Origin of the sequence: Eubacterium sp. SB2 (genome assembly GCF_001244405.1) — a bacterium.
Taxonomy (GTDB): Bacteria; Bacillota; Clostridia; order Lachnospirales; family Lachnospiraceae; genus Faecalicatena; species Faecalicatena contortus_B.
In genome coordinates this window covers 391,147-416,872 of the sequence record NZ_LN865151.1, presented here as the reverse complement: position 1 = coordinate 416,872, position 25,726 = coordinate 391,147, and the positions used below count along the sequence as shown (strand labels likewise).

The window sequence follows — 25,726 nt, the reverse complement described above, 5'->3', positions numbered from 1 at the left end:
TAGCCTCATACGCAGGCTGAGTACTTCCCTCCTAATAATAATTTACTTTGACTTTTTTTCCCATCTTACCGACTACGGACTCCAGCTGCTCTATCAGATTCATCCGCACGCTGAGGTCAAAACTCAGTTCCGAGTTCTGGTGTGCTTCGTTCACGGCAGTCCCCACAAAGAGATTCAGCTCCGTGCACTCTTCGATCAATATCTTTGCAAGCCGGGATGCACCGTTATTGGCATCCAGCTCGTCGAAGAACTCCACGTCAAATTCATCCTTCACATACCGTTTCAGCAATTTCAGCGCCTTACCCAGTGTCAGCACGCCCTCTGTAACCAGATCCAGCCCTTCTATCGTTGCCATGGGGGGCACGTTCGGATCATTGTAATCTACTTTGGTGATAATATCCTTCCTGAGAATCCTCGCAGCGATGTTGGCACTTGTCCCGCCGCATACGATTTTCCGGCCTTCTTTATGCATAAATTCATGCATCAGTTTCTCATCGTCTTCTTTGCTCTTCGGAGGCCCTGTAAATATATTTACTACTCTCCGCTCAATCACCCTCGCCACAGCCACCGTCGTGTCGTCGCCCGGTTTCTGTACATAGAGGTCATCGCATGCCTGGCTCAGAAGGGCAGCCAGCCTGGAGGCCGACATCGTTTTTTTCGTACACTGCAGGGTATACTCCGCCATGCTCTCCCAGGTCCATCCCTGCAGGTTCAGTATCTCACCCGCGCCGGCATAAATCACGCCATCGCTCATCAGTACAAAGCAGTCATTCTGCTGGACCTTAAAACGGTATTCGTGGATTTTCTTTCCCTCAATCACCCTTTCCTCGTAGGGATAATTTACAATTTTCTTGTCCCGGATAAATACACAGGCCGGATTATCATATTCCACCAGATAGGCGTCTCCGTTACGAAAGATCTGCAGGATACTGAATGTCGCATAAGCCACCTTCCTCACCTGGCAGATCGGAAGCGTTTTGGCGATTGTCGCCACACAGGATTCTATGGCTGCGCCTTCGAACAGCATCGTCCTGAGTATCTTGGATGTCAGTGTTGCGAGAATGTTAGCTTTCACACCACTCCCCATTCCGTCCGCAAGAATCACAATGTCGGAGTCCTCCGTCTTTAAGATCTCCACTTTATCGCCGCACAGTTCTTCATGGTGCTTATTCAGGCTCTTCCATGCCACGTCTATACTTACGCTCATATCATTCCTCCCCTTCATTGAGGATAGAATCCCGAAGTTTTGTCAGCGTCACCTTTGTCTCTGCTGTTGTCTCACCGAGCAGACCTGCAATCTCCTGGGCAACCATCATCTGCTTCTCGATGACCTCCTGCGCCATCTTAACGGTCTCCACTTTCAGGAAATAATGCTGCTCCTTGATTTTCTCCTCTCTGGTTACATCCTGGAAGGTTACAAGCACGGAATCCAGGTTTTCAATATAAACGATCGTCTCCTCCGCAGTCATTCTACCATGTTCCAGCTGGATCTTTTTGTGGATAACGGGTTCTTTGGTGCGCAGTGTCTCCTCAATATCCTCGGCCTCTATGAATTCGAAAATGTAACGCTGAACGGCCTCATCCCTTCCCACTCCGAGCAGTTCCTGCGCCTTTTTATTACATTCCCTGATCTTCATGCTGCTATCTATAATAAAGATCATATTCGGCGTAACATCCATCACCACATTGGACATAGACTCCGCCTGCGTCAGCGCATACGGCATGCACATGGACAGCTCTGCCTTATTCTGATAAACGGCGATCGCTTTATCCCTGCAGGTAGGATAACCACAGGCTCCACAGTTCAATTCATCCTCCTCGGAATATTTCCCGGTAGACTTCAGAATATCCCGGATTTCCTTATCCGTAGGGATACGGTCCGTCAGGTGGTTGTCCTCAAATGCCTTTGCCAGTTCCTGCGTGCTCATTTCCGGCAGGTTCCTTGCAGCCTTATAAGATACCTCATTTTCAATCTTTACTTTCGCCTTCACATAAGACGTGTTCCACCTTGCGGATGCTGGGCCCTTCGCGCATCCGCCTTCACAGACATTTGCCTCAATAAAGCAGTGCTCCAGTTCTCCCCGCTGCAGACACTCCAGCATCTCCATGCAGTTTGCCAGTCCGTCCACATAGACTTTATGATATGTATCGGCCTCCTCCTCGGTCACAACTGACTGAATCACGCCTCCGCTGATCGGATACATTCGGTTAACCTTAGGATCCGGGTTACCCATAGGCTTATCCTCGCAGGCATAGATATCGATACCTGCCTCCTCCAGCCAGATCGACAGTTCTTCAAAAGTAAGAATCGCATCAATCGCTCCGAATACTCTTTCATCCCCGATTGCCTCCTGTTTTTTCGCAATACACGGCCCCAAAAATACCACTTTCACATCATTACCGTACAGCTTCTTTATATAACGTCCGTGTGCCACCATGGGTGAAACCACCGGCGCCAGCAGATCCACACAGTCAGGATAATACTTTTCCACCAGATCATTGACACTCGGACAGCATGTCGTAATTATATTAGGCATCTTATTTTCCCGAATGATTTTTTTATACTCATTCGTCACCATGGCTGCCCCTTCGGCCGTCTCCCTGACCTCTGCAAACCCAAGTTTTAAAAGAGCATCCACAACCTGTCCCGGCCTGTCAAATTCCAGTACTCCAATATAAGACGGAGCGATCGAAATAATCGTTTTAAACCCCTGCCTCAGATACCCCTTCACCCGATCCATATCGCTGGCAAACGTCTTGGCATTCTGCGGGCAGATCTCCATACACCGGCCGCAGTTAATACAGTGGTCCTTCAGAATATGCGCCTGCTCATCCCGTACGGAAATCGCCTTCACCATACAGTAGCGCACACACTTGTAGCAGTGCCTGCATTTCGCATCCTTAAAATCAATCACTCTCATGACTTCTAAGCTCCTCTCATCTCAAAACATTTCTGAAACCATTCTACCACTGATCACACCAAATATCCATAAATTTTAGTGAATGACAGGAGGAATGAACGGATGGGGGGAGGAGGCCGCCTGTGGAAGGAGAGACTTGTGCCGGGGGGCGGGAAACTTCCTTACCCCTTTCTGCAGGCGGTCCGTTTGCCAAGTGTCACTAGATAAAAACCGCCGCCAGGGGGGAGGCACCAAAGGCATTCACCCCGCAATTCTGATGAATTGCGCGGCTCAGGCCTTTTTAAAAGATGCTTTGGTGAGCATCTTTTAGCCCCCCCCCCTGGCGGCGGTTTTTATCAAGTGACACTACGGCGCACTCTATGCCTGTCAGAAAGGGGTAAGGAAGTTTCCCGCCCCCCGGCACAAGTCCCTCCTTCCACAGGCTGGGTGCATCCAGACGGTTGGATGCTGTTCATGGAGAAGTTTGACGGGGCCGGTGGATCCTTTTGGATACGCGTAAAGCCCTCCTGTAGTCAATTATAACGCACCCCTTACGATACCGTCCTATCCAGGCCCGCACCATCCGCCTCTCCCGCCTTAATCTCCCCTCCGAGGGGGAACGATCTTTCCTGCCGGCCGGATGCGCCCAGCTAAGGGAAAGGTGAGCCGGATACCCCTGTGGGGCTGTGCATGCCATTTCTGTACCCTTAATAGCGCGCGATAGAATCCGTTAGAGAAAAAACAGGGAACCTGGAGGGCAGAATTTGTTTTACCAAAACAAATTCTGTTGCCGCCTGCGGCTCAAAATCATCAAGATTTTGGGCCAAATGCGGCAAGTCCCTCCAGGTTCCCTGTTTTTTCTCTTACGGATTCTTAGCAAGCGGGCAGGATACAGAAATGGCATGCACAGCCCCACAGGGGGATCCGGCTCACCTTTTACTTAGCGTCCCGTCCCCATCCACTCGCTAAAATCCGCTCCTTAGTTAATACTTCTTTTTACATAGCTTGTATGCAGTATATGATGTGCCTTTTCACTTCCCGGTTCTCCAAGGAACTCCTCATAGAGTTTCTGGATAGACGGGTTGTCATGTGATTTTCTGATAGTTTTTGCTTTATCATTATCATACAGTGCTTTTGCACGGATAGCTCTGACATCTTCATAGTTGCGTACGTCTGCATGTACCTGAGGCTGTCCGCCTCCGTTTACACATCCGCCCGGGCAGCACATGATCTCGATGAAGTGATAGTCTGCTTCCCCTGCACGTACTTTATCCATAATCTGCTTTGCGTTGGACAGTCCGGATGCTACTGCTACTTTGACATCCATTCCTGCCACATTGTATGTAGCCTCTTTGATGCCTTCTGTACCGCGGACCTCGTTGAACTCCAGGCTTGCAAGTTCTTCGCCTGTCAAAGTCTCAACCGCTGTACGCAGCGCGGCTTCCATAACGCCTCCGGTTGCTCCGAAGATCACGCCCGCACCTGTGGACTCTCCTAACGGATCGTCAAATCCTTCGTCCGGCAAGCTTCTGAAGTTGATTCCGACTTTGCGGATCAGACGGGCAAGTTCTCTTGTGGTGATTGAGATGTCAACGTCGGGTACTCCTGCTGCATCCTGGTCGTCACGGTTGATCTCGAACTTCTTCGCCGTACATGGCATTACGCTGACACATACGATGTTCTTCGGGTCTATGCCCATCTTCTCGGCATAATATGTCTTTGCAATAGCGCCGAACATCTGCTGTGGTGATTTGCAGCTGGACAGGTGTTCCAGCTGATCCGGATAGTAGTGCTCACAGTATTTGATCCATCCCGGTGAACAGGAGGTCATCATCGGAAGCACTCCGCCGTTCTGTACACGGTCGAGGAACTCATGTGCCTCTTCCATGATGGTAAGGTCTGCACTGAAGTCTGTATCGAATACTCCGTCGAATCCGATTCTTCTGAGTGCCGCCGCCATCTTGCCTTCCACGTCTGTTCCTATCGGATATCCGAATTCTTCTCCAAGGGCAGCTCTTACGGAAGGAGCCGGCTGAACGATGACATGTTTGCTCTCATCCGCAATTGCAGCGAGCACGTCGTCGATAAAGTCTTTTTCATATAAAGCACCAGTCGGACATGCGGTGATACACTGACCGCAGGATACACAGCTTGTTTCTGCCAGTCCCATATCAAACGGTGAACCGATAGAGGATGCGAATCCTCTGTTGTTTGGCCCGATCACGCCTACGGACTGTACTTTTTCACAGACAGCCGTACATCTTCTGCAGAGGATACACTTGTTATTGTCACGGATCATATGAGGTGCGCTGTCATCCAGCTCAAACTCCGGTGATTCTCCTGCAAAATAGTTCTCATCTTCCACGCCCAGTTCCTGGCATAGCTCCTGAAGCTCGCACTTTCCGCTTCTGACGCAGGAGAGACATTTTTTATCATGATTGGAAAGAATCAGTTCCAGCGTACGCTTTCTCGATGCGATCAGCTCCGGGGTGTTTGTCAGGACCTCCATTCCCTCATTGATCGGGTGTACACAGGCTGCAACCAGATTCCTTGCACCTTTTACTTCTACGATGCACATACGGCAGGCACCAATCTCATTGATTTCCTTCAGGAAGCACAGAGTGGGGATCTTAATCCCTGCGATATGTGCCGCATCCAGAATCGTAGAGCCTGCCGGTGCACAGACATCTATGCCATTAATTTTAATATTTACATTTTCCATAGTCTCTATCCTCCATTACTCTTTGTAAATCGCACCGAAACGGCATTTCTCCATACAAGCGCCGCACTTCACACATTTTTCTGGGTTAATCATATGTGGTTCTTTTACGCTGCCGATGATTGCATCAGACGGACAGGTTCTTGCACATAAGGTACACCCTTTACATTTGTCAGCATCAATCTTGTAGTGGAGCAGGTCTTTACATACTCCTGCCGGACACTTTTTGTCTACGATATGTGCGATGTATTCGTCCCTGAAGTAATGAAGCGTGGAAAGTACCGGGTTCGGCGCTGTCTGCCCCAATGCACACAGAGAATTGGATTTCAGGTGGTAACACAGTTCTTCCAGCTTATCCAGATCTGCCATTGTTGCCTGGCCCTTCGTGATCTTCTCCAGGATCTCCAGCATACGTCTTGTGCCGACACGGCATGGCGTACACTTACCACAGGATTCGTCTACTGTGAATTCCAGGAAGAACTTCGCGATATCTACCATACAGTTATCTTCGTCCATAACAATCAGACCTCCGGATCCCATCATGGAGCCGATTTCTATCAGGTTGTCATAGTCGATCGGCACATCAAAGTGCTCGGCCGGAATACATCCGCCGGATGGTCCGCCTGTCTGGGCTGCCTTGAACTTCTTGCCGTTCGGAACACCGCCGCCGATCTCTTCTACGATCTCACGGAGTGTGGTTCCCATTGGAATCTCCACAAGACCGGTATTGTTAATCTTACCGCCGAGAGCGAATACTTTTGTACCCTTAGACTTCTCTGTGCCCATGGATGCAAACCATTCCGGGCCGTTCACGATAATCTGCGGGATGTTCGCGTACGTTTCAACATTGTTCAATATGGTCGGTTTCTCGAACAGACCTTTCAGTGCCGGGAATGGCGGACGAGGTCTTGGCTCTCCTCTGTTGCCCTCGATGGAAGTCATGAGAGCCGTCTCCTCACCGCAGACAAAGGCGCCTGCACCAAGTCTCAGCTCAATATCAAAATCGAAGCCGCTGTCGAAAATATTTTTTCCTAACAGGCCGTACTCTCTCGCCTGTCCGATCGCGATTTCGAGACGCTTTACTGCGATTGGGTATTCTGCACGCACATAAATATATCCCTGGGAAGCACCGATCGCATAACCTGCGATTGTCATAGCCTCCAGAACTACATGCGGGTCACCTTCCAGTACGGAACGATCCATAAATGCACCCGGGTCTCCCTCGTCGGCATTACAGCAGACATACTTCTGATCCGCGTCATTTGCCGCCGCAAATTTCCACTTCAGACCCGTCGGGAAGCCGGCGCCTCCGCGTCCTCTGAGGCCGCTGTCCAGCAGGATCTGGATGACATCTTCCGGTGTCTTTTCCGTCAGTACGGTACCCAGAGCCTCATATCCACCTGTACCTATGTATTCTTCGATATCCTCCGGATTAATAACACCGCAGTTTCTCAAAGCGACTCTCTTCTGCTTCTTATAGAAGTTTGTCTCATTCAGAGGAAGAATCTTGTCTGTCTTTGTTGTCTCATCGTAAAGAAGACGAGTAACTACCCTTCCCTTTAACAGATGTTCGGATACAATCTCCGGAATATCGTCTTCCTGTACCATGGAATAGAAAGATCCTTCCGGATATACAATCATGATCGGTCCCAGCGCACACAGTCCGAAGCAGCCGGTTTTAACAACACCGACTTCATCAGCCAGACCCTGGGCCTTGATTTCTTTCTCAAGTTTTTCTATAATTCTCGGGCTTCCGGAGGAAGTACAGCCTGTTCCACCACAAACCAAAACGTGCGAACGATACATAATCATTAGCCTCCTTTATTTTTTCTCAACACTCTTCTGTACTGCACCCAATGTATACTTTGTTACGACCTGGCCGTCCAGAAGATGCATTCTTAATACTTCCAATGCTTTTTCCGGATTCATCTTTACATATGTAACTTTCTCCTTGCCTGGTTCCATAACTTCTACGATAGGCTCGTACTGGCAGAGTCCGATGCATCCTGTCTGTGTTACGTTAATATTGTTAAGGCCCTGCTCCTGAACAGCATCGGAAAGCGCTGTCAGCACTGGTCTTGCGCCGCTTGCGATTCCGCAGGTAGCCATGCCGACTACCACTCTGATCTGGTCTTCGCTCTCTGCGCGGACGCCGACTTTACCCTGCATTTTTTCTCTAATTGCGCGTAATTCTTCGAGAGATTTCATATATTTCCTCCATTCTTATTTTCAAAATCATCTATATATCCGCTCCCTGGTCTGCCTCAGCCTTATTTGACTCAAGAAATTCCCTGATAAATCCGGAGACCTCCAGACTTGAGAAAGAAATGTCTTCCCCCAGAATCTCTCTGATCTCACGAGTATCCAGAACAAATTCACTGTCATTATACCGGTAAGTATAAATAAATCGAATCTGTTCATTGAAAACAACCAGTGTATGTATGGTAGAACTAATATCCCCGAGCGGCATTCTGTCTATATGTGATAATCCAAAAACAGCTGTTACCACTGTTCCCTTTCCTAATTCCGACATAATGGAGAAGCTACCTCCTGTACTCTCTGCAGCCTGTTTGAAAAAAGGCACTCCCAAACCTACTCTTCTCGTAGTCCTAGTCGTGTAAAATGGGTCCTGCACCTTTTCTACCTGTTCTGCAGACATACCGCATCCGTCATCCTTGATTACAACGGTGAGCGTGTCCTCCTCTGTCTGCACAGAAACCCCTATTTCAATAAGTGATGCTCCTGCACGTACAGAATTTTCAGCAACGTCCAATATGTTCAGAGATATTTCCGGCATCATAGGCTTATTCGTATTTTGCTAAAATGTCGTCAATATCATCCACTGTCAGACGGCCGTATACTTCCTCATTAACCATCAAAACCGGAGCCAGTCCACAGGCGCCTACACAACGGCATGCATCCAGTGAAAACTTGCCGTCAGGCGTACATTCTCCGCCAACAATGCCAAGTTTTTCCATGAGCGCATTGTAAATATCCCCGGAGCCTTTAACATAACAGGCAGTTCCGAGACAGACGGAAATCTGATATTTTCCTTTCGGGTTTAATGTAAACTGGGAATAGAATGTAACAACTCCGTATATCTTTTCCAGAGGGATCCCGGTTTCGTTAGAAATGATCGTCTGTACCTCTATTGGAAGGTATCCATAGATATCCTGGGCTTTTTGAAGAATCGGCATCAAGGCGCCTTTTTCATCCTTCAGCTCAGCTATCACTTTTAATAAAGATTCTTCTTGTTCCTTTGTTCCTGTAAACGGAACGGTTTGTTTCTTCGCGAGCATCGCTTAACCTCCATTCTTTTCTTTGGGTTTGTACCCATATTATAATACCATGAGATATGACAAAATTCCAGAACTATTTACGTTACTTTTTGTTCATATTTACCGATAACTATTCTCATTATTACTAATATTCACGAAATCGGGAGTTAGTGACGAGCTTTAGTCTCGGCACGGATGGGGACGCTCCATAAAGGGATAGCCGAAAACCGCCCTGGGAATATACCTGCCCTTTCAAAAATGCGGCCGCGGGCCTAAGTAATTCCAGGTGGGAACCAGCCATGAAAATGGGGTACAGCTGACACATCACAGGAAATCCGATGATTTCCCGCGCTGAGTCAGCCGATTCTTTGATTCGGTGATCAAAGAATCCCCCCATTTTCACGGCTGGTTCCCACCTGGAATTTCTAAGGCCCGCTCTGAGCGTTTTTGAAAGGGCAGGTATATTCCCAGGGCGGTTTTCGGCTATCCCTTCATGGAGCTGGTGCATCCAGCCGGCAGGAAAAGACCCGTCTCTAAGGTGGGGCCTCAAACGGGGGCAGCGTATGGATATAGAATTGATGGTACTTTCATGTCCCTGGTAAGTATACGCATAGCCAATTCCATCCGCCTCCCTCGTCTCGGGCTCCCAACCAGGGGACGAGTTCTTTACTGCTGGTCGGATGAATCAGCCAAGCGGACTGTAAGCGGCAAGCCCTTTGGCCTGTATGGTCGGTTTAAAACGCCTTATAGCGGACGACTAGAAGCTCTTAGAGAGCCGGAGGCATTCGGAAGGGATGAAAATTGATTCTCCGAAATCAATTTTCAATCCGGCCTGTGCTGAAAAAATATCAATTTTTTCAGCGCATGCCGGATGTGCCCTTCCGGGTGCCTCCGGCTCTCTTAGAGCTTCTTCGTTAAGCGGTCAGGATTTTAAACCGACCATACAGGCCAAAGGGCTTGCCGCTTACAGTCCGCTTGGCGTCCCCATCCGCGCCGAGACCAAAGCTCGTCGCTAACTCCCGATTGCTTTTTATAGGTACAAATGCTATACTAAACCCATGATTTTACCTGATATTTTCTCGGGTTAATACTTTATTTTCAGAATTTAGGAGGGCTTATGACAATAGGGGAAATGAAGAAATTGCTGGATGCCGACATTCTGTTCGGCGAAGAATTATTGGATTTGGATGCAGAATTCGTTTTTTCATCTGATATGATGAGCGATGTCCTTGCCTTTGCCGATCAGTGCTCTGTCCTGATTACCGGGCTGTGCAACCCGCAGGTCGTCAGGACGGCGGAGATGCTGGACATTGCCTGTATTGTATTTGTACGCGGTAAGATGCCGGATGAGAATATCATTGCGCTGGCCCGCGGCAAGGGAATGGCTATTCTGGCCACCAAACATTTTATGTTTACGACATGTGGGATCCTGTACGAACACGGACTCCGGGGAGGTGCCTGAATGGATGAATTATTGACATTTACTTATACAATCTCCGGGGATGATTTTACCCGTGCAGGGGAGGCCAGCAGCGCTATTAAAAACAAGCTGAAGATGCTGGGAGTGAATGCTTCCGCTATCCGCAAGGTCGCCATCGCCATGTATGAAGGTGAGATCAATATGGTGATTCATGCCAATGGCGGAGAAATCACCGTTACAATCTCGGATACTGAGATCACAATGGTCCTGGCCGATGTGGGGCCTGGTATCGAGGATATCTCCAAGGCAATGCAGGAGGGGTACTCTACTGCGCCGGAGGAAGTGCGTTCTCTCGGTTTTGGGGCCGGCATGGGACTTCCGAATATGAAGAAATATTCGGATGATTTTCACATAGAATCCGTGCCCGGGAAGGGCACTACTGTTACCATGAAAGTATTTATCTAACCGCACAGCCGGATTTATGAATCACTGTAACGAAAGGAGCTGTCATGGACAAATTTATGCGGTCTGTCCGACTCAAGGAAGACCTCTGCCAGGGCTGTATTAATTGTATCAAGTATTGCCCGACCCAGGCAATCCGTGTACATAATGGGAAAGCCCATATTATCGATAAGTTCTGCATAGACTGCGGCAGATGTATCCGTTACTGCCCGCACCATGCAAAAATACCAATCTATGATTCCTTAAATGTTTTGAATGATTATAAGTATACCGTTGCACTGCCCGCGCCGTCACTCTATTCTCAGTTCAACAACCTGACAAATGTGGACATTATACTGAACGCACTGCTTAAACTGGGGTTTGACGACGTATACGAGGTCAGTGCGGCGGCGGAGCTGGTCTCCGAAGCTTCCAGGGAGTATATGAAGGAACATGAAGATGAAGGGCCTTTTATCAGTTCCGCCTGTCCATCCGTGGTCAGGCTGATCCGGGTAAAGTTCCCCTCCCTGCTCTCCAAGCTGCTTCCGATCAAGCCGCCGGTAGAGGTTGCCGCCGAGATAGCCAGGGCGCATGCCATAGAGAAAACGGGGCTGCCTTCCGAGGATATCGGGATCATCTTTATCTCCCCGTGCCCCTCCAAGGTTTCTTATTCTAAGGCGCCTCTGGGAATCGACAAGAGCAACATTGATAAAGTGGTCGCCATCAAGGATGTTTATCCGCTGCTGCTCCCGCATATGAGCCGGGATGAGTCACAGCTTGAGCCGCTCTCCAATTCCGGAAGGATCGGGCTTGGCTGGGGCAATGTCGGCGGCGAAGTGGGCGGCCTTCTGATTGACAGCTATCTGGCTGCCGACGGTATCGTCAATATCCTTCGGGTTCTGGAAGAGATCGAGGATGAAAGGATCCACGGCCTGAAGTTTATCGAACTCAGTGCCTGCAACGGCGGCTGTGTGGGCGGCACACTTACCGTAGAGAACGCTTATGTGGCAACTACCAAGACGAAACGACTGCTGCGCTATCAGCCTGTCTCCAAGAGCCATCTCTCCAGCCATCCCGAACTGAAAAGCGTACACTGGGATGACGATGTGGAGTATGAACCTGTCTTCCGTCTTGGCAACAGTTTCAAGGAAAGCCTGGAAATGATGAGCACGGTGGAAGAACTGACCAAGAAGTTCCCGGGCCTGGACTGCGGATCCTGCGGGGCGCCCACCTGCCAGACTCTCGCAGAAGATATTGTAAGAGGCGCGGCTACCAGCAATGACTGTATCTATGTATTGAGGGAACATATTTCCAGTCTCTCCAAAGAGATTGATTTTCTCTCCAAAACATCCAATCTGTCCTGTAACACCGATGATGACAACGCAAAGCTGCTCCATGAGTACATACACAAACTCACGACAGAACTGGATGCATTTGGAGTTCCTGAACGACATAAAAAGAAGAGGGAGGAGTAGACCATGAAACTACAGTCTGTTTTAGATATACCAGGATGCAAAGTACTGGTAAAGGGGAATCCGGAACGTGAGCTGTCGAAAGTATTCTGCTGCGACCTGCTCAGCATCGCTATGAGCAAGGCCCCGGCCGACGGAGTCTGGGTGACGGTAATGGGGAATAAAAACACCCTGGCGGTTGCCTCTCTGACGGAAACTGCCTGCATTATCCTGGCGGAGGGAGTTGGGCTGGACGAGGGGACGCTTAAGCAGGCAGAAAGCGAAGGCATTGCGGTCCTGACCACAGAACTTCCGGTTTTTGACATGGCTCTGGAAGTTTATGAAGCAGGATTATCATGATTCCGTTATATTATGACCTGCACCTCCACTCCTGCCTCTCCCCCTGCGGAGATGACGACATGACTCCTGCCAATATTGCAGGAATGGCTTCCATCAAGGGCCTGGACGTCATCGCACTCACGGATCACAACAGCTGCAAAAACTGCCCCGCAGCAATGGTTCACGGCAGGGAATACGGCGTCATTGTCATTCCCGGGATGGAGCTGTGCACTGCTGAGGAGGTTCACGTCATCTGCCTCTTTCCCGCACTGGAGAATGCCCTTGCATTCGACGGATATGTGTATGAACATATGCTTCCCATTAAGAATAGGGAAGCGATATTCGGCAAACAGCAGATCATGGACGAGAATGACGAAATAACGGGGACGGTGGAAAATCTGCTTATTAATGCCACGGACATTGCGTTCGACGATGCCTTTTCCCTGGCTGCTTCCTACGGCGGCATCGCCTATCCGGCCCATGTGGATAAGAGCTCAACGAGTGTACTTTCCAACCTGGGCTTCGTTCCGCCGGACAGTACCTTTACATGTGCGGAGTTCCATGACCTGAAGAACCTGCACAGAATACAAAAAGAGCATCCGTACTTCTTACAATGTAATATCGTAAGCAGTTCAGATGCCCACTATCTTGAGGATATCCGGGAACCGGAATATCAGATTTTTTCGGAATCAAAGGAGATTCCCGATATTCTAGATGCGCTTCAGACAAAGATATAGGAAACGGATGCAAGGAATACGGGCAGATTGGCCCTATTCCTTGAACCGGTATCCTACGCCTACTTCTGTCACTATAAAACGGGGTTCTGCAGGATTCTTCTCGATCTTTCTGCGCAGCGTGGCCATGAATACCCGAAGTGTCCCGGCTTCAACGCCTTCACCATATCCCCAGATTTCTTTTAATATATAGTTGTGGGTCAGTACTTTTCCCCGGTTTGAAATAAGCAGCGTCAGGATCTTATACTCGATAGGAGTGAGGTGGATCTCCTCTCCGTCCACCATGACACTTCGTTTTGTATAGTCAACGGTCAGATAATCCTGATGAAACATTTCCTGGGCGCTGTCCGGCGCCATCTTCTCCATCTTGCGCATGGCAACCCTGATTCTTGCCATCAGCTCTCCCATATAAAATGGTTTCGTAACATAATCATCGGCCCCTGCATCCAGTGCCTGTATCTTTTCCTGCTCTTCCTGCCTTGCAGATACAACAATAATCGGAGTGCTGGACAACTCCCTGACATGCTTGACCACTTCCAGGCCTTCCCCATCCGGAAGCCCCAGATCCAGCAGGATCATATCCGGCTGGTTTGCGTAGAAAAGGCTGATTGCCTCCTTTACCGACTTCGCAACATAATAGCCGTATCCCTCATCTTTTAAAGTCATACTCATGAAATTTACAATATATTTGTCATCTTCAACAATTAAAATTGTCTTTTTCTCGTTCATCTTTACCACCCGTTCATAAGTCGTAACTATTCCCTGACAAGCCTGTAAACTGCTTCCCTTAATCTGCAATTCTTGCTTCCAGCCAGAAAGTAAACCTGGCACCGCCCTCCCTGCAGTTTTCTGCCCATATCTTTCCGCCATGAGCCTCCACCACTTCCTTGCAGATTGCAAGGCCCAGGCCAATTCCGCGTTTCCTGTCCGTGCTTTTATCGGAAAGCGATACGAATTCATCGAAGATCTTTTCCTTCATGTCCTCTACGATTCCATCGCCATCATCTTTCACAACAAAATAAACCCTGTTTTTGCGGTAGGAAACATCCAGGGAAATGCTTCCCCCGTCCTGCGTGTGCTTCACCGCATTGTCCAGGAGATTCACCAGAACCTGCATGATCATCTTCCCGTCCATGTCCGCTACGACCACGCGGTCAGGCAGGGACACTCTGAAATCTCTTCTGCTTTTCAGGCCGATTACATGCTTCTGCACCTCATAGACAATATCATCGACGACCTCCTGGTGTTTTTCGATGAACTGCTGTCCACTCTCGATTCTGGTCATGCTCAGTACATTTTCCATCATCTTCATCAGCCACATGGACTGCTCTATAATGTCCCGTAGAAGATCGTCTCTTGTCTGTCTGTCCATAGTTTGGTTCTCGATCATCAGGCTGCAGTCCCCCATAATCCCTGTCAGGGGTGTTCTGAAGTCATGGGAAATACTTCGCAGCATACTGCTCTTCATGTGTTCCCGCTGCACCTCCAGTTTGGTCTGTTCCTGCTCCGCATAGATCAGTTCTCGGTCCAATGCGATTCCGATCTGGTTGGCTGCTGTTTTCACCAGCATCTCCGCTTCTGCCGCCAGCCCCTGTTTGTGGTTGAACACTTTTAAAGTCCCCAGCTGTCTGGCCATTCCGATGATCGGGAATATCAGGTAGTCCTTGGATGTGTACTCATTGCCGGAACCAGCGGGAATCGTCTCCCCCTCCAGCTCCACAATGCTTTCATATCCCGTATGCTCATAAATATAGTGGATTCCCAGATGGATAATATTATCTTTGCCGGTTACATTGATGAACTTTTCTGACATCTCACAGAGTCTCAGAGCCGTCTCCTCGCTGCCCTGTGCGATTACCAGCTGTTTCTGGAAGCGTGCCGTCAGACTGGAGGATATACAGGCTGTGATCAGAAAAAAGCCCATCAGCGCCACATCATTCGGATTCATAATCGCGAAGGTGTGTACCGGAACCGTAAAAAAATAGTTGAACATCATAACGCTTACAATAGCGCCTATGATACCGTACTCATATCCTTTTGTAAATACACTGATCAGAAGCACAGCCACCATAAATACCATCAGCCCGTTTTCCTTTTCCACACCGAACTGATTAAGCAGAAGGCAGACCAGACTGGCAGACAATACGATCAGTATTGTCCGCAGTGCATAGATAAGCTTTATATTCCTGGCAAGGTTCCTGATCCTCTTTCCCATTCCATCCATGGCTTCCTCCTGGTTACTGTGCTCTACCGCGGCGTTTGAACAGTAACCCTCCTGGATTACTTTCTTACTGATTCCGTACTATCATAACACTTTAACGGATATTTGCCAAGATTCTGTCGATGTCCTTTTTCAGCCCCACCACCATTAAATGGTCCTCTCTTTCCAGAATCCGCTCCGCATGGGGAAGAAGCTGAAGATGCCCGTTCTTCTTGATGCCCAGAATGCTGACATGGTATTTAGAGCGTATAGCCAGCTGCCGGATACTCTTCCCTATCCACTCCTCCACCGGCGGTATCTCAAATATAGAATACCCCTCGGTCAGTTCGATATAGTCAAACACATGGTTGGCACTGTGTTTCACCGCCAGGCGCTCCGCAATATCCCTGTCCGGGTAAATAACCTCGTCTGCTCCGTTTCGCAGCAGGAACTTTGCGTGAATGTCCCTGTTCGCCTTGCTTACTACGTATTTTGCGCCCATTTCTTTGATCAGGCTGGTAATCTCAAGGCTGCTCTGGAAATTTGAACCAATACATACAAAACAGATATCAAAATTCCCGATGCCAAGGCTCCTCAGCACATCCTCATTTGTACAGTCCCCCACCTTCGCCATCGTGGCGTAAGGGAGAAGATCCTGCATACATTCCTCATTCCTGTCAACAATCATCACTTCATTGCCCAATTGGGACATATTAACGCACAAATGATGCCCCAGCCTGCCCAGTCCAATAATTAATACTGATTTCATAATATTCACCTCTGCCTATCCTATCATAATCTTTTCTACCGGCACCTTCACTGGTGCCTCTATTTTGTGCCCTCTAAGAGAAAGGGCAAATGTCATACTGCCGATTCTTCCGCAGTACATCAAAAAAATCAACACCAACTTAGAGACAGTCTCCATATCCCTTGTAATACCAGTGGACATTCCCACTGTACCAATAGCCGACACCACCTCGAATGCAACATCTGTCATTTCCGCATGCTGTACAGTTACGATAACCAGCACCGCTATGATCACTGCGAACAAATTGATGCACAATACCGCACTGGCTTTCCTGATGGAATCCTCATCCAGCCGTCTTCCCAGGATATTACAGTGCATTTCCTTCCGTAGATTGGCGTGTACATAAATCAAAAGTACCACAAACGTGGTGGTTTTTATGCCTCCCGCCGTAGACCCCGGGCTCCCTCCGATAAACATGAGTATCGTAGTTAGAAGCTTACTGCTGTCGGTTAGCGCGGCCGTATCCACTGTATTAAACCCGGCAGTTCTTGCGGTCACGGATCCGAACAGGGAACATAGCACCTGATCCCCAAAAGGCATGCCGGCAATGGTATTATTTTTTTCAAAGAAAAAGAGCAGCGCCGCTCCTCCGAAAATAAGTATTGCTGTTGATATAAGTACAATTTTAGTGTGCAGCCGGTATTTCCGGAACTTCAGCTTATTTACCGAAATGTCATTCCAGACAAAAAAACCGATTCCTCCAATGACAATCAGACTCATAATCACCAGATTCACGACCGGGTCATTGTAATACTTAGTAAAGGAGGAATATGCCCCGCGCTCCCCCATCAGATCAAAACCGGCGTTACAGAAAGCGGATATGGAATGAAAGACTCCAAAGTATACCGCTTTCCCCAGGCTCATCTCCCGGCTGAATCTGACCGCCAGGATCAGAGCCCCCATTCCTTCAAATATCGCAGTTCCGACAATAATCTTTTTAGCCAGCCGTACAATTCCGCCTACTTGCATAATATTGACGCTCTCCTGGAGCGTCCCTCTTGTCCAGAGACCAATCTTCCTACGCAGAAGAATTGCGAAGCATACGCCGATGGTCATAAATCCCAGTCCGCCAATCTGTATGATACACAGAATAACACACTGTCCGAATGTGGACCAGTACTGAAAAGTATCCGCGATTACCAGTCCGGTTACACATGCAGCAGAAGTTGAAGTAAACAGCGCATCCGTAAAAGGGGTGTATACCCCGGCCTTAGTTGAGACAGGCAGCATCAGGAGCCCTGCTCCCAGAAAAATGATAATACAGTACCCCAAGACAATCATCTGTGTCTGGGTCAGACGTTTTGTAAACAGTTTCATGCCGCACCAACCTCATTTTCCATTGCCAGCAGCTCCAGCCGCTGCAGCAGTTCTTCTTTTTCGGTAAATACATTGATGTGTGACTGCCTGTAAAGCTTCATGTTGCTTTTCGCATTACAAATGCTGAACATCTGCACGCCCGGGTACATCTTATGGAACAGATTGCATACCGAAAGGTTATCAATATCGGATTCTGAGACTGCGGCCAGATAGTTCACCTTCTTCCAATTTTTATCAATATAAATGCTCTCCAGATAAATCGGTCGGATTCCTGCTTTTTCAAACCATCCTGCAATTTTTTCCTCTCCGCTGCTCTTACCGAATATGACTGCATATTCTTTCTTCCTGTCTTTCTTCTGGAGTTTCTTTTCCTCATCCATGAAATTATCAATTCCCCTCATTAGGTAGAGACCGTACAGCATTCCCGCTGTTACAATGATTCCTAAAATTAGATTCGTTAACATAACCATCACCCTCTTTTCTTATCTCTATCATAGTACTTAACGCGTTTAGGCGGTGATAAAATTAAATTGAATTGTATTAAGATTGTGTTTAGGAAATCGGGATTTAGCGACGAGCTTTAGTTTCGGCGCGGATGGGACGCTCCATAAAGGGAGAGCCGATAACCTCCCGGAGAACATCCATGTCCTTTCATAAACGCGGCCGCGGACCTAAGAAATTCTAGGCGTGAAACAGCCCTGAAAATGGAGCACCACTGACACATCACGAGAAATCCGATGATTTCTCGCGCTGGGTCAATCGAGTAGGAGGCTGTCCATTAATTGGGCAGCCGACCTCTCACACCACCGTACGTACGGATCCGTATACGGCGGTTCTTTAGTTTTCACATACTTTGGAATAATAAAAAGAAAACGTTGGATATCCAAGCCTCTTGAGCTTCTTTACCCCCAAGGCCTGGTGTATGGTTTGACAGAAGGCGATTCGCCATTCTTTCTTTGAACTGTATGCCAGCTTTCTGGCCTCTGACTCTTTTACTTTCAGCTTTCTTAGCATCTTATATTTTGTCTTTGGTTTCTTCCATCTTCTCAGATATATTGCCCGGATACGTCTGCGCATCCACCTGTCTATACGCTCCAGGATGCTTCCCATGTCTGCCAGCTTGAAGTAGTTTACCCATCCCCGGATGTATTCCGTCAGCTTTTTCTGTCTGACCTCTTCCGTCCATGGACTCTTGCGTTTCGTCAGTTCCCTGATTTTTCTCTTCATCCGCTTCAGCGTCTCTGGGTGCAGCCGGATTCTGCTCCTTTTATGGTAGAACCCATATCCAAGGTATTTTATTTCTGTGTACCGGCCTACCTTCGTTTTCTCCCGGTTCACTTTCAGGAACAGCTTTCCTTCTATGTAAGGCACTATCTTTTCGTATGTCCTTTCTGCACTCTTTAAACTCTTGCAGAATACGACTGCGTCGTCCGCGTATCTGACATACTTATGGTTCCTTTTCTGTAGTTCCTTATCCAGCTCGTTCAGCATAATATTACTCAGCAGCGGACTCAGTGGCCCTCCTTGTGCAACCCCGGTTTCCGTTATTTCGTATCTGTGTCCTACCATCACTCCTGCCCTCATATATTTATGGATAAGCGATATTACTCTCCCATCTTCTATCGTCCGGGATAATATTTCTGCCATTTTGCTCTGGCAGACGGTGTCAAAGAACTTCTCCAAGTCCATATCCACCACATATTCATACCCTTCTTCTATATATTCCCTGCATTTTCTCACTGCATCATGGGCATTCCGTTTCGGTCGGAATCCATAACTCGTCTCCTGGAACTGCTTCTCATAGATGGGGCTTAGTTTTTGGGCAATTGCCTGCTGGATGACTCGATCCACTACGGTCGGGATTCCAAGCCTTCTCATTTTCCCCGTCCCTTCTTTAGGTATCTCTACCCGTAGGACTGGCTTTGGCCGGTATCTCCCTGAGAGAATACTCTGCACCAGTTCCTCCTGATGCTCCTCGAAATATTTCTCCAGTTCTTCCACTTCCATCCCGTCTGCCCCAGCCGCTCCCCGGTTGCTCTTTACTTTCTTGACAGCCCTTTTTAGGTTACTGGGACTCAGGATGCTTTCCATTAGTTTCTTTTTCCATGTGATGTCCGCGTTGTTTTCAGTTATCATCTCCAGGGTGTACACTTCTGGACACTCCACCTGTTCCGCAGGTTCCGCCTCCAGAAAGTCTTCTATCCGAAGTTGTCTGTACTCTGATCCTGTTTCTGTAACATTCATTTACTGCTTCCTCCTAAAGTTTGTCCTTCCCAGCACATAACTGGTACTACGACATCTGCTGACTTCTCATGACAAATCTTGTTTCAACCGCATTTTCATGCGTCCATGAGACCTCCCCGGGTAAGAACAGGTTCTTTCCTTCCATCTATCTGCCACATGCACACCATGGGATTCCGGATTAGCTTTCGGGCTTCAGCTTTCGACGCAGCTTTACCCATCCTATCATGCCTTATGTGATTTCTGTCCGTCAGACCGGAAGTTTGCCGCCGGCTTCCTTCAGATTCCACCTCGCGATGGACACCCTTGCCCTTGGCTATGTGCTTGGCGCTAATCGACCTGCACTCGGGACTTTCACCCGTTAGAACCTGCCCATGCCGGGCGCACGTTGATTTTTGGATTCGGAATCCAAAAATCTCTCCATTTTCAGGGCTGTTTCCCACCAAGAATTTCTAAGGTTCGCTTTGAGCGTTTTTGAAAGGACACGGATGTTCTCCGGAAGGTTTTCGGCTCTCCCTTCATGGAGCTGGTGCATCCGACCGGCAGGAAAACTCGCCAACCAGGTGGGATCTCGAGACGGGGGAGACGGATGGTATTGGCTATTTGTCTCCGTAATGTCCTCTGCAATGCGCAATATAGATGCGGCCATTTTCCATATGATAGACCAGCCGGTCTTTATCGTTGATGCGGCGGCTGTATTCGCCTTGTAGGTCCCCGGTTAAGGGTTCGGGCTTTCCAATGCCCTCCATGCAGCCGTTGCGCTCAATGTCTTTTATGAGCTGATTGATACGCTTTATTGTTTTTTTGTCCTGGGTCTGCCAATAGATATAGTCTTTCCAGGCATCGTCTGACCAGATTTTTTCACTCATCCTCTACCTCGATCAGTTCGTGCGCCGTTCCTTTTCCTTCTCGGAGTTCCTTGACGGATTTTTTTACATAGGTCATATTTGATTCTGAAAAAAATGGATCGGTGGCCTGTGTGATTTCAAATGGAATTCGGTTTTCGCGTAAAACTGCTTTCACAAATAGATTGATGGCTGTTGAGGTATTTAGGCCGACATTGGAGCAAAAGGCGTCAAATCTGGCTTTATCTTTTTCGTCTACTCGTGCAGTTATGGTTGATTGTGCCATGATATCATCTCCTTTCCGTATTCTATCTATCTTTATTATAGCATTATTGTGTGCATATTACAAGCTATTGTAATACGTTAGTCATAAATTTTGTTTGAAAATATACATATAAAATACGACGCACACCCTCTTGGATGGGTATGCGCCGTATTTGCTCCGTAAAATTGTATTAAAGTTTGTCGGTAAATAAAAAAGCAGATAACGGGAATCGAACCCGCCTCTCCAGCTTGGGAAGCTGGCATTCTACCAATGAACTATATCTGCATCACAAAAAATATTATACATCGTTTGATTTTCAAATGCAAGTAATTTTTCCAGTTTAATAAATATTTCGCCGCCCCAGTTACTGTGCACACCCTACGGGCGTGCACAGTAACTGCATCTGCCCATCTAAAGTCGCCTACGGCGAGGGGTGCTATGCGCCAGTGGCGCATGTTTAGCACGGACCGAAGCGGAGCAAAGACCAGATGCCCCGAGACCATCACTTCATCGGCTCCGATGCCGTGCAGCGAGGTGCACGGCACGGTCTGAACAGTAACCCGCCCTATACTCTACTCGTCAAACTCCAATACAGCCACATGAAACCTCGGAGTCTCTTTTATCTCCACGACAGTCCCTGTTCTTGTCTTCAATCGTTCTGCATTTTTGAAGTTTCCGCTCATGCCGAGTGCGTGTTCGATTGTATAAAAATAAGAGGTTGGCAGCTTACCCTCCGTTACCTCGAGGGTCTGGCCTATACGAAATGCCTCTATGTTTTCTATCGTGAATTCCATGGTTCTCATTACTTATCCTTCTTTCTATAACTCCATTTTTTTCTCCAGCTCCTCCCGGAACTTCTTCACCTTTCCAGGATCGCTTCCGCCGGAATTGATTCCGATTACAATTTCATCCTTCTGGATCACCGACGGGAAATAAAAATCGCAGAGGCTCCTGTCGTCTGCTACGCTCAGCAGTATTCTTCTGCTGCAGGAACGCTCAAGTTCTCTGCATTCCCCGGCAATACGGCGATTCAGCGCACTGTCATTGGTAGCGGCCAGAACCAGATCTGCGCTGCTGATATCACCGGCTTTGTACATGCGGCGTTTACAGCGGACCTTCTGCTCTGCCGCAAGGTTTTCCATAGCCTCCGAAAATTCTGGCGCTATGACGGTTATGTCCGACGCAAAACGGGTGAGCACTGCAGCCCTCCTGGCCGCAATCTTTCCCCCGCCCACAATGATGATCTTTTTTTCTGACAGATCCACAAATAATGGGAAATATGCTTTTTCCATTTTCACCCCCACCAGCACGCTGCGGTGCGCACTTATTTCAATGATTGAATACACCTTTTTCTTCTAACTGTTAATCCAGCATATACAGCAGTGCATTGCATATGCATGCTGCGATGTTGCTTCCGCCTTTTCTGCCCCTGGCTACAATGGACGGAGTTTCCTCCAGCGCAAGTATCAGCTCTTTGGACTGTACAACGTTCACGAAACCGACCGGTACTGCAATGATCAGCTCCGGATCCAGCCTCTTTTCCTGAATCATCTCATATAGATGTACCAGCGCAGTGGGTGCATTGCCTATGGCAAATATCAGCTTTTCATCGAGAGCTGCGGCTTTTTCCATGCTTGCCGTTGCGCGGGTGGTGCCATTCTCCTTTGCAGACCTTGCAACATCTTCATCTGCCATAAAGCAGTAGACTTTCCCTCCATACTTTTCCAGTCTCTTTTTATTGATTCCGGCTTTTCCCATCTGGGTATCTGTAACGATGGATGCCCCGTTTTTCAAGGCTTCCAGCGCACAATCAACGGATCCGTCCGAAAACACCAGATTCTTTGCGTAATCAAAATCTGCACTTGTATGGATACAGCGCTTTACAATTTGTTCCGTTCCCGGAATCAGCGGTGTATCTCCCAGCTCTTCCGTTATAATTTCAAAACTTCTTGCCTCAATTTCTCCGGGCAGTACCTTTTCCAGATTTATATGATTCATGCCTGTTTATCTCCTTTCAGCGGAACTCCGATTCCGCATATGACCCGGTCTACTCTGGATGCCAGTGCAGCCAGTTCCGTGCAGATGCGTCCCGTTTTTTCTCTGTATTCTCTTTCAAATGCATCGACGGGGACCAGACCGTATCCAATCTCCCGTGACACAACTACCAGCTCCTGGCTGCGCTCTGCGATGGAATGTACCAGACCGTCCAGATTGTCCCCTTTTTTCATTCTTCTTTTTATATACTCTTCAAAATGGAAAATACCGCCGCAAGTGTACAGCGCCTCCTCAGGGCAGTCTGCACCGTCAGCCCATTGTATGTTTCCATAGGTCTGCTCTGCAAATTTACGTTTTCCCTGAAAAGCTCCGCCAATCACCATTTTTAGGGATACGGAAGGCGTATTCTTTTGCTTTCTGTTTTCTTTCTGCATGACATTTTCCTCCTGTTCCCTGCGGGCCGGATTCTGTCCTTTTACAAAGACTGGCATCCCATACACGACTTCCACCACTCCATCTGCTGTCGCTGCCATTCCCCGGTTAATCTCCGCAAGCATTTTCTTATACAGTTCCATCTCGCTGGTATCCTCGGTTGATTCCGAACAAATTTCATTTGTCACTACGACCAGATGGCGGCAGCGCTTTCTCAACTTTTCGATTCCCGCAAGCACGCTTTCCACCGCATCCTTACCGGCGCCGCCCGGTTCATACATCTCGTTCGCCACCAGATTAGACATGCATTCGAGCAGGACACAGGGCTTTCCCTGACTTTTCAAAGAATCGGAAGCATCTTCGTGCAGCTGCCCGCCTTGTTCGGTCAGCGCATCCAAACCCGTATAGCACTCGATTGTGGAAAATCCTTTGTCCATGCGCATGTCGCGGTGGCGCCGGATTTTGCTTCTGGTTTCCTCCCCGTAAGGAACCATCGTCGCAATATAGATCAGGCTGCCTGCGGGGTGATCTGCCCCGGGCGCATGATAATTCCGGCAGATCAAATCTTCTGCAAAGGCCGACTTTCCGCTGCCGCTGCCTCCTGTTACTACATAAAACATCCCCCTGCCCCTTTCCTGCGCTGACTCGTAACAGTTCAGGCAGGCCTGAACTGTTACGTTGTTTCACTTTTCTGCTGTATGAACTGTTTATATTTTCTTGCTTCTTATTTCTCAATATCTGCATACCGGTATTCCAGTGCTCCCGTAGCCGGAATCTGTGTCACCCCGGTGATCTCCGGGCGGATCAGATTACAGCTCTTCATGGAAAACAACGGGATGATATAGAACTCTTCCCCTACTGCCAGCTGCTCTGCCTCATGCATCAGAGCCGCCCGCTTCTGAGGATCTGTCTCCGTGTCAGACTGTGCAACCAGACTGTCATATTTTTCATCCTGAATGCCGCTGCAGTTATAGGTTCCGTTAGAAAGCAGCATGGACAGATACGTATAGGGATCCGCAAAATCTGCTGTCCAGTTCATTCTGCACAGGTCAAAATTGCCCGCACGGCGTTCTGTATAGTTTACCTGCAGTTCCTGGGCATTGAGTTCAATATCTATATTCAGGTTCTTTTTCAGCTGCTCTTTGAAAACCTGGGCCGTATCGGAATCCATTTCCAGGGACGGATAGTTATAAGTCAGCGTTGGAAATCCCTCTCCGTCCGGGTACCCGGCCTCCGCCAGCAGTTTCCTGGCCTCTTCCACATTTTCTTCAAAGGGAGGTTCTGCACCGTCCACAAAATATTCACCGGTGGTTTTATCCTTCATGTACTTTGCGATAAAATTCACGGTAGGCTCTGTGTCTTCGCCCACGATCTGGCAGAGCTCCTCCCGGTTAATGGCGAGATTGATTGCCTTTCTCACCCGCACATCGTCCAGCGGCTTTACATTCAGGTTCGGATAGATATACCTGGTGGCAATCGTATCGGTAATCACCAGATCATCCTTTCCTTCATACAGTTCCATAACAGAGGACTGGAGAGACGGGGCAACGTCTACCTCGCCGGTCTCGTATGCATTTGCCATTGACTGCGTGTCATCGAAGAAACGGTAGGTGATTTTATCCAGCTTCACTTGTTCTGCATTCCAGTATTTTGGGTTCTTTTCCAGGACAAAATACTGCTCCGGCACATATTCTGTGAGATAAAACGGGCCGTTGGATACGCTGGTTGCAGGATTCTTGTCCCACCCGCTGTCTACAGAATCCGCATATTTCGTGCAGGACGGCGTGTATACCGGAAGCCGCAGCAAATCCAAAAAGTATACGCAGGGCTTCTCCAGTGTAAAGATCAGGGTATTGTCATCCGGTGTTTCCACTCCCAGGCTGTCCACGTCCGCTTCCCCGTTGTAGATGGCTTCTGCATTTTTTATAGGGAACAGATAATTGGCGTATCCGTTGCCGCTTTTTGGATCCAGAGATCTGACCATCGTGTTCAGAAAATCTGCAGATGTAACCGGGGTTCCGTCCGACCAGTTCGCATCTTTTCGCAGGTGGAAGGTCCATACCGTGGAATCGTCGTTCACCTCGTAGGATTCTGCCGCCCGGTATTCAATCTCGCCCTGGGCATTGTAGGTCAGCAGCTCGTCCAGTGCGGACACGGAATATGCCAGATAGGTCAGGGCAATCATCCCCGCCGGATCCAGTCCCCCGGTCTCGCTGTTCGTAGCCACCACGATTTCCTTACTTTCTTTTGCTTTCTCAGGTTCCTCCTTGCTGCCGCATCCACTCAGTACAAATGTAGCTAGCAAAGACACGGACACAATAACACTCAGTATTTTTTTCAT

26 protein-coding genes and 1 tRNA gene are annotated in these 25,726 nt (G+C 48.5%); 6 read left to right on the top strand and 21 right to left on the bottom strand.

The window, feature by feature from the left end; all coding sequences use genetic code 11:
- Window positions 1-31 precede the first annotated feature (31 nt).
- From BN1938_RS06735 to BN1938_RS06705, 7 genes are all read right to left on the bottom strand, one after another.
- Window positions 32-1,207: a SpoIIE family protein phosphatase gene (locus BN1938_RS06735; protein WP_050639858.1), complete on the bottom strand. Its 1,176-nt coding sequence runs from the start codon at window positions 1,205-1,207 to the stop codon at window positions 32-34.
- Between the two features lies 1 nt (window position 1,208).
- A complete protein-coding gene (locus BN1938_RS06730; RefSeq protein ID WP_050639857.1) occupies window positions 1,209-2,921 on the bottom strand; it encodes a [Fe-Fe] hydrogenase large subunit C-terminal domain-containing protein in 1,713 nt (570 codons plus the stop codon).
- Window positions 2,922-3,879: 958 nt separating this feature from the next.
- On the bottom strand, window positions 3,880-5,622 hold the full coding sequence (locus tag BN1938_RS06725; RefSeq protein WP_050639856.1) for an NADH-dependent [FeFe] hydrogenase, group A6: 1,743 nt from the start codon (window positions 5,620-5,622) through the stop codon (window positions 3,880-3,882).
- Between the two features lie 15 nt (window positions 5,623-5,637).
- The gene (gene nuoF, locus BN1938_RS06720; RefSeq protein ID WP_050639855.1) at window positions 5,638-7,425 is read right to left on the bottom strand and encodes an NADH-quinone oxidoreductase subunit NuoF; all 1,788 of its coding nucleotides are present in this window, start codon (window positions 7,423-7,425) and stop codon (window positions 5,638-5,640) included.
- A 15-nt stretch (window positions 7,426-7,440) separates the two neighbouring features.
- The gene (locus BN1938_RS06715; RefSeq protein ID WP_025657131.1) at window positions 7,441-7,827 is read right to left on the bottom strand and encodes a (2Fe-2S) ferredoxin domain-containing protein; all 387 of its coding nucleotides are present in this window, start codon (window positions 7,825-7,827) and stop codon (window positions 7,441-7,443) included.
- Between the two features lie 31 nt (window positions 7,828-7,858).
- Entirely contained in the window at window positions 7,859-8,419 is a 561-nt protein-coding gene (locus BN1938_RS06710; protein WP_050639854.1) for an ATP-binding protein, read from the bottom strand.
- A gap of 4 nt (window positions 8,420-8,423) precedes the next feature.
- Complete coding sequence (locus BN1938_RS06705) at window positions 8,424-8,918, bottom strand: NADH-quinone oxidoreductase subunit NuoE family protein (RefSeq protein ID WP_050639853.1); 495 nt, start codon at window positions 8,916-8,918, stop codon at window positions 8,424-8,426.
- 773 nt (window positions 8,919-9,691) lie between these two features.
- Between BN1938_RS06705 and BN1938_RS06695 the strand changes: the two genes are divergently transcribed.
- From BN1938_RS06695 to BN1938_RS06670, 6 genes are all read left to right on the top strand, one after another.
- Window positions 9,692-9,913 carry a hypothetical protein gene (locus BN1938_RS06695; protein WP_050639851.1) on the top strand — a complete coding sequence of 74 codons (222 nt, stop codon included), beginning with the start codon at window positions 9,692-9,694 and terminating at the stop codon, window positions 9,911-9,913.
- Between the two features lie 101 nt (window positions 9,914-10,014).
- Window positions 10,015-10,359 carry a DRTGG domain-containing protein gene (locus BN1938_RS06690; RefSeq protein ID WP_025657128.1) on the top strand — a complete coding sequence of 115 codons (345 nt, stop codon included), beginning with the start codon at window positions 10,015-10,017 and terminating at the stop codon, window positions 10,357-10,359.
- Window positions 10,360-10,782 carry an ATP-binding protein gene (locus tag BN1938_RS06685; RefSeq protein ID WP_025657127.1) on the top strand — a complete coding sequence of 141 codons (423 nt, stop codon included), beginning with the start codon at window positions 10,360-10,362 and terminating at the stop codon, window positions 10,780-10,782.
- 44 nt (window positions 10,783-10,826) lie between these two features.
- Entirely contained in the window at window positions 10,827-12,233 is a 1,407-nt protein-coding gene (locus BN1938_RS06680) for a [Fe-Fe] hydrogenase large subunit C-terminal domain-containing protein (RefSeq protein WP_050639850.1), read from the top strand.
- 3 nt (window positions 12,234-12,236) lie between these two features.
- Entirely contained in the window at window positions 12,237-12,569 is a 333-nt protein-coding gene (locus tag BN1938_RS06675) for a hypothetical protein (RefSeq protein ID WP_050639849.1), read from the top strand.
- Entirely contained in the window at window positions 12,566-13,285 is a 720-nt protein-coding gene (locus BN1938_RS06670) for a PHP domain-containing protein (RefSeq protein ID WP_050639848.1), read from the top strand. Before BN1938_RS06675 ends, BN1938_RS06670 begins: the two co-directional genes overlap by 4 nt.
- Window positions 13,286-13,318: 33 nt before the next feature.
- On the opposite strand, the gene BN1938_RS06665 is transcribed toward BN1938_RS06670, so the two are convergent.
- The 14 genes from BN1938_RS06665 to BN1938_RS06595 form a co-directional block, all read right to left on the bottom strand.
- Window positions 13,319-14,011 carry a response regulator gene (locus BN1938_RS06665; protein ID WP_050640027.1) on the bottom strand — a complete coding sequence of 231 codons (693 nt, stop codon included), beginning with the start codon at window positions 14,009-14,011 and terminating at the stop codon, window positions 13,319-13,321.
- A 58-nt stretch (window positions 14,012-14,069) separates the two neighbouring features.
- On the bottom strand, window positions 14,070-15,506 hold the full coding sequence (locus tag BN1938_RS06660) for an ATP-binding protein (protein ID WP_050639847.1): 1,437 nt from the start codon (window positions 15,504-15,506) through the stop codon (window positions 14,070-14,072).
- 91 nt (window positions 15,507-15,597) lie between these two features.
- Window positions 15,598-16,251 (bottom strand): potassium channel family protein, encoded by a 654-nt coding sequence (locus tag BN1938_RS06655; protein ID WP_050639846.1) that lies wholly within the window; start codon window positions 16,249-16,251, stop codon window positions 15,598-15,600.
- Between the two features lie 15 nt (window positions 16,252-16,266).
- Complete coding sequence (locus tag BN1938_RS06650) at window positions 16,267-17,607, bottom strand: TrkH family potassium uptake protein (RefSeq protein WP_050639845.1); 1,341 nt, start codon at window positions 17,605-17,607, stop codon at window positions 16,267-16,269.
- Window positions 17,604-18,071 (bottom strand): hypothetical protein, encoded by a 468-nt coding sequence (locus BN1938_RS06645; RefSeq protein ID WP_050639844.1) that lies wholly within the window; start codon window positions 18,069-18,071, stop codon window positions 17,604-17,606. The genes BN1938_RS06650 and BN1938_RS06645 overlap by 4 nt, the downstream gene beginning before the upstream one ends.
- A gap of 373 nt (window positions 18,072-18,444) precedes the next feature.
- Window positions 18,445-19,851: a group II intron reverse transcriptase/maturase gene (gene ltrA, locus BN1938_RS06640; protein ID WP_050639843.1), complete on the bottom strand. Its 1,407-nt coding sequence runs from the start codon at window positions 19,849-19,851 to the stop codon at window positions 18,445-18,447.
- Window positions 19,852-20,447: 596 nt separating this feature from the next.
- Window positions 20,448-20,717, bottom strand: coding sequence for a Txe/YoeB family addiction module toxin (locus tag BN1938_RS06630; RefSeq protein WP_050639841.1), 270 nt, complete (start codon window positions 20,715-20,717; stop codon window positions 20,448-20,450).
- Window positions 20,710-20,979: a type II toxin-antitoxin system RelB/DinJ family antitoxin gene (locus tag BN1938_RS06625; protein WP_050639840.1), complete on the bottom strand. Its 270-nt coding sequence runs from the start codon at window positions 20,977-20,979 to the stop codon at window positions 20,710-20,712. Before BN1938_RS06625 ends, BN1938_RS06630 begins: the two co-directional genes overlap by 8 nt.
- Before the next feature lie 193 nt (window positions 20,980-21,172).
- Window positions 21,173-21,243 (bottom strand) — tRNA-Gly (locus tag BN1938_RS06620).
- Window positions 21,244-21,530: 287 nt separating this feature from the next.
- Window positions 21,531-21,761: a hypothetical protein gene (locus tag BN1938_RS06615; protein ID WP_025657116.1), complete on the bottom strand. Its 231-nt coding sequence runs from the start codon at window positions 21,759-21,761 to the stop codon at window positions 21,531-21,533.
- Between the two features lie 15 nt (window positions 21,762-21,776).
- Entirely contained in the window at window positions 21,777-22,250 is a 474-nt protein-coding gene (locus BN1938_RS06610) for a precorrin-2 dehydrogenase/sirohydrochlorin ferrochelatase family protein (RefSeq protein ID WP_050640026.1), read from the bottom strand.
- A 70-nt stretch (window positions 22,251-22,320) separates the two neighbouring features.
- Entirely contained in the window at window positions 22,321-22,956 is a 636-nt protein-coding gene (locus BN1938_RS06605; protein ID WP_050639839.1) for a precorrin-8X methylmutase, read from the bottom strand.
- The gene (locus BN1938_RS23020; protein WP_082202845.1) at window positions 22,953-24,005 is read right to left on the bottom strand and encodes a bifunctional adenosylcobinamide kinase/adenosylcobinamide-phosphate guanylyltransferase; all 1,053 of its coding nucleotides are present in this window, start codon (window positions 24,003-24,005) and stop codon (window positions 22,953-22,955) included. The genes BN1938_RS06605 and BN1938_RS23020 overlap by 4 nt, the downstream gene beginning before the upstream one ends.
- 104 nt (window positions 24,006-24,109) lie before the next feature.
- Window positions 24,110-25,726, bottom strand: coding sequence for a peptide ABC transporter substrate-binding protein (locus BN1938_RS06595; RefSeq protein ID WP_050639838.1), 1,617 nt, complete (start codon window positions 25,724-25,726; stop codon window positions 24,110-24,112).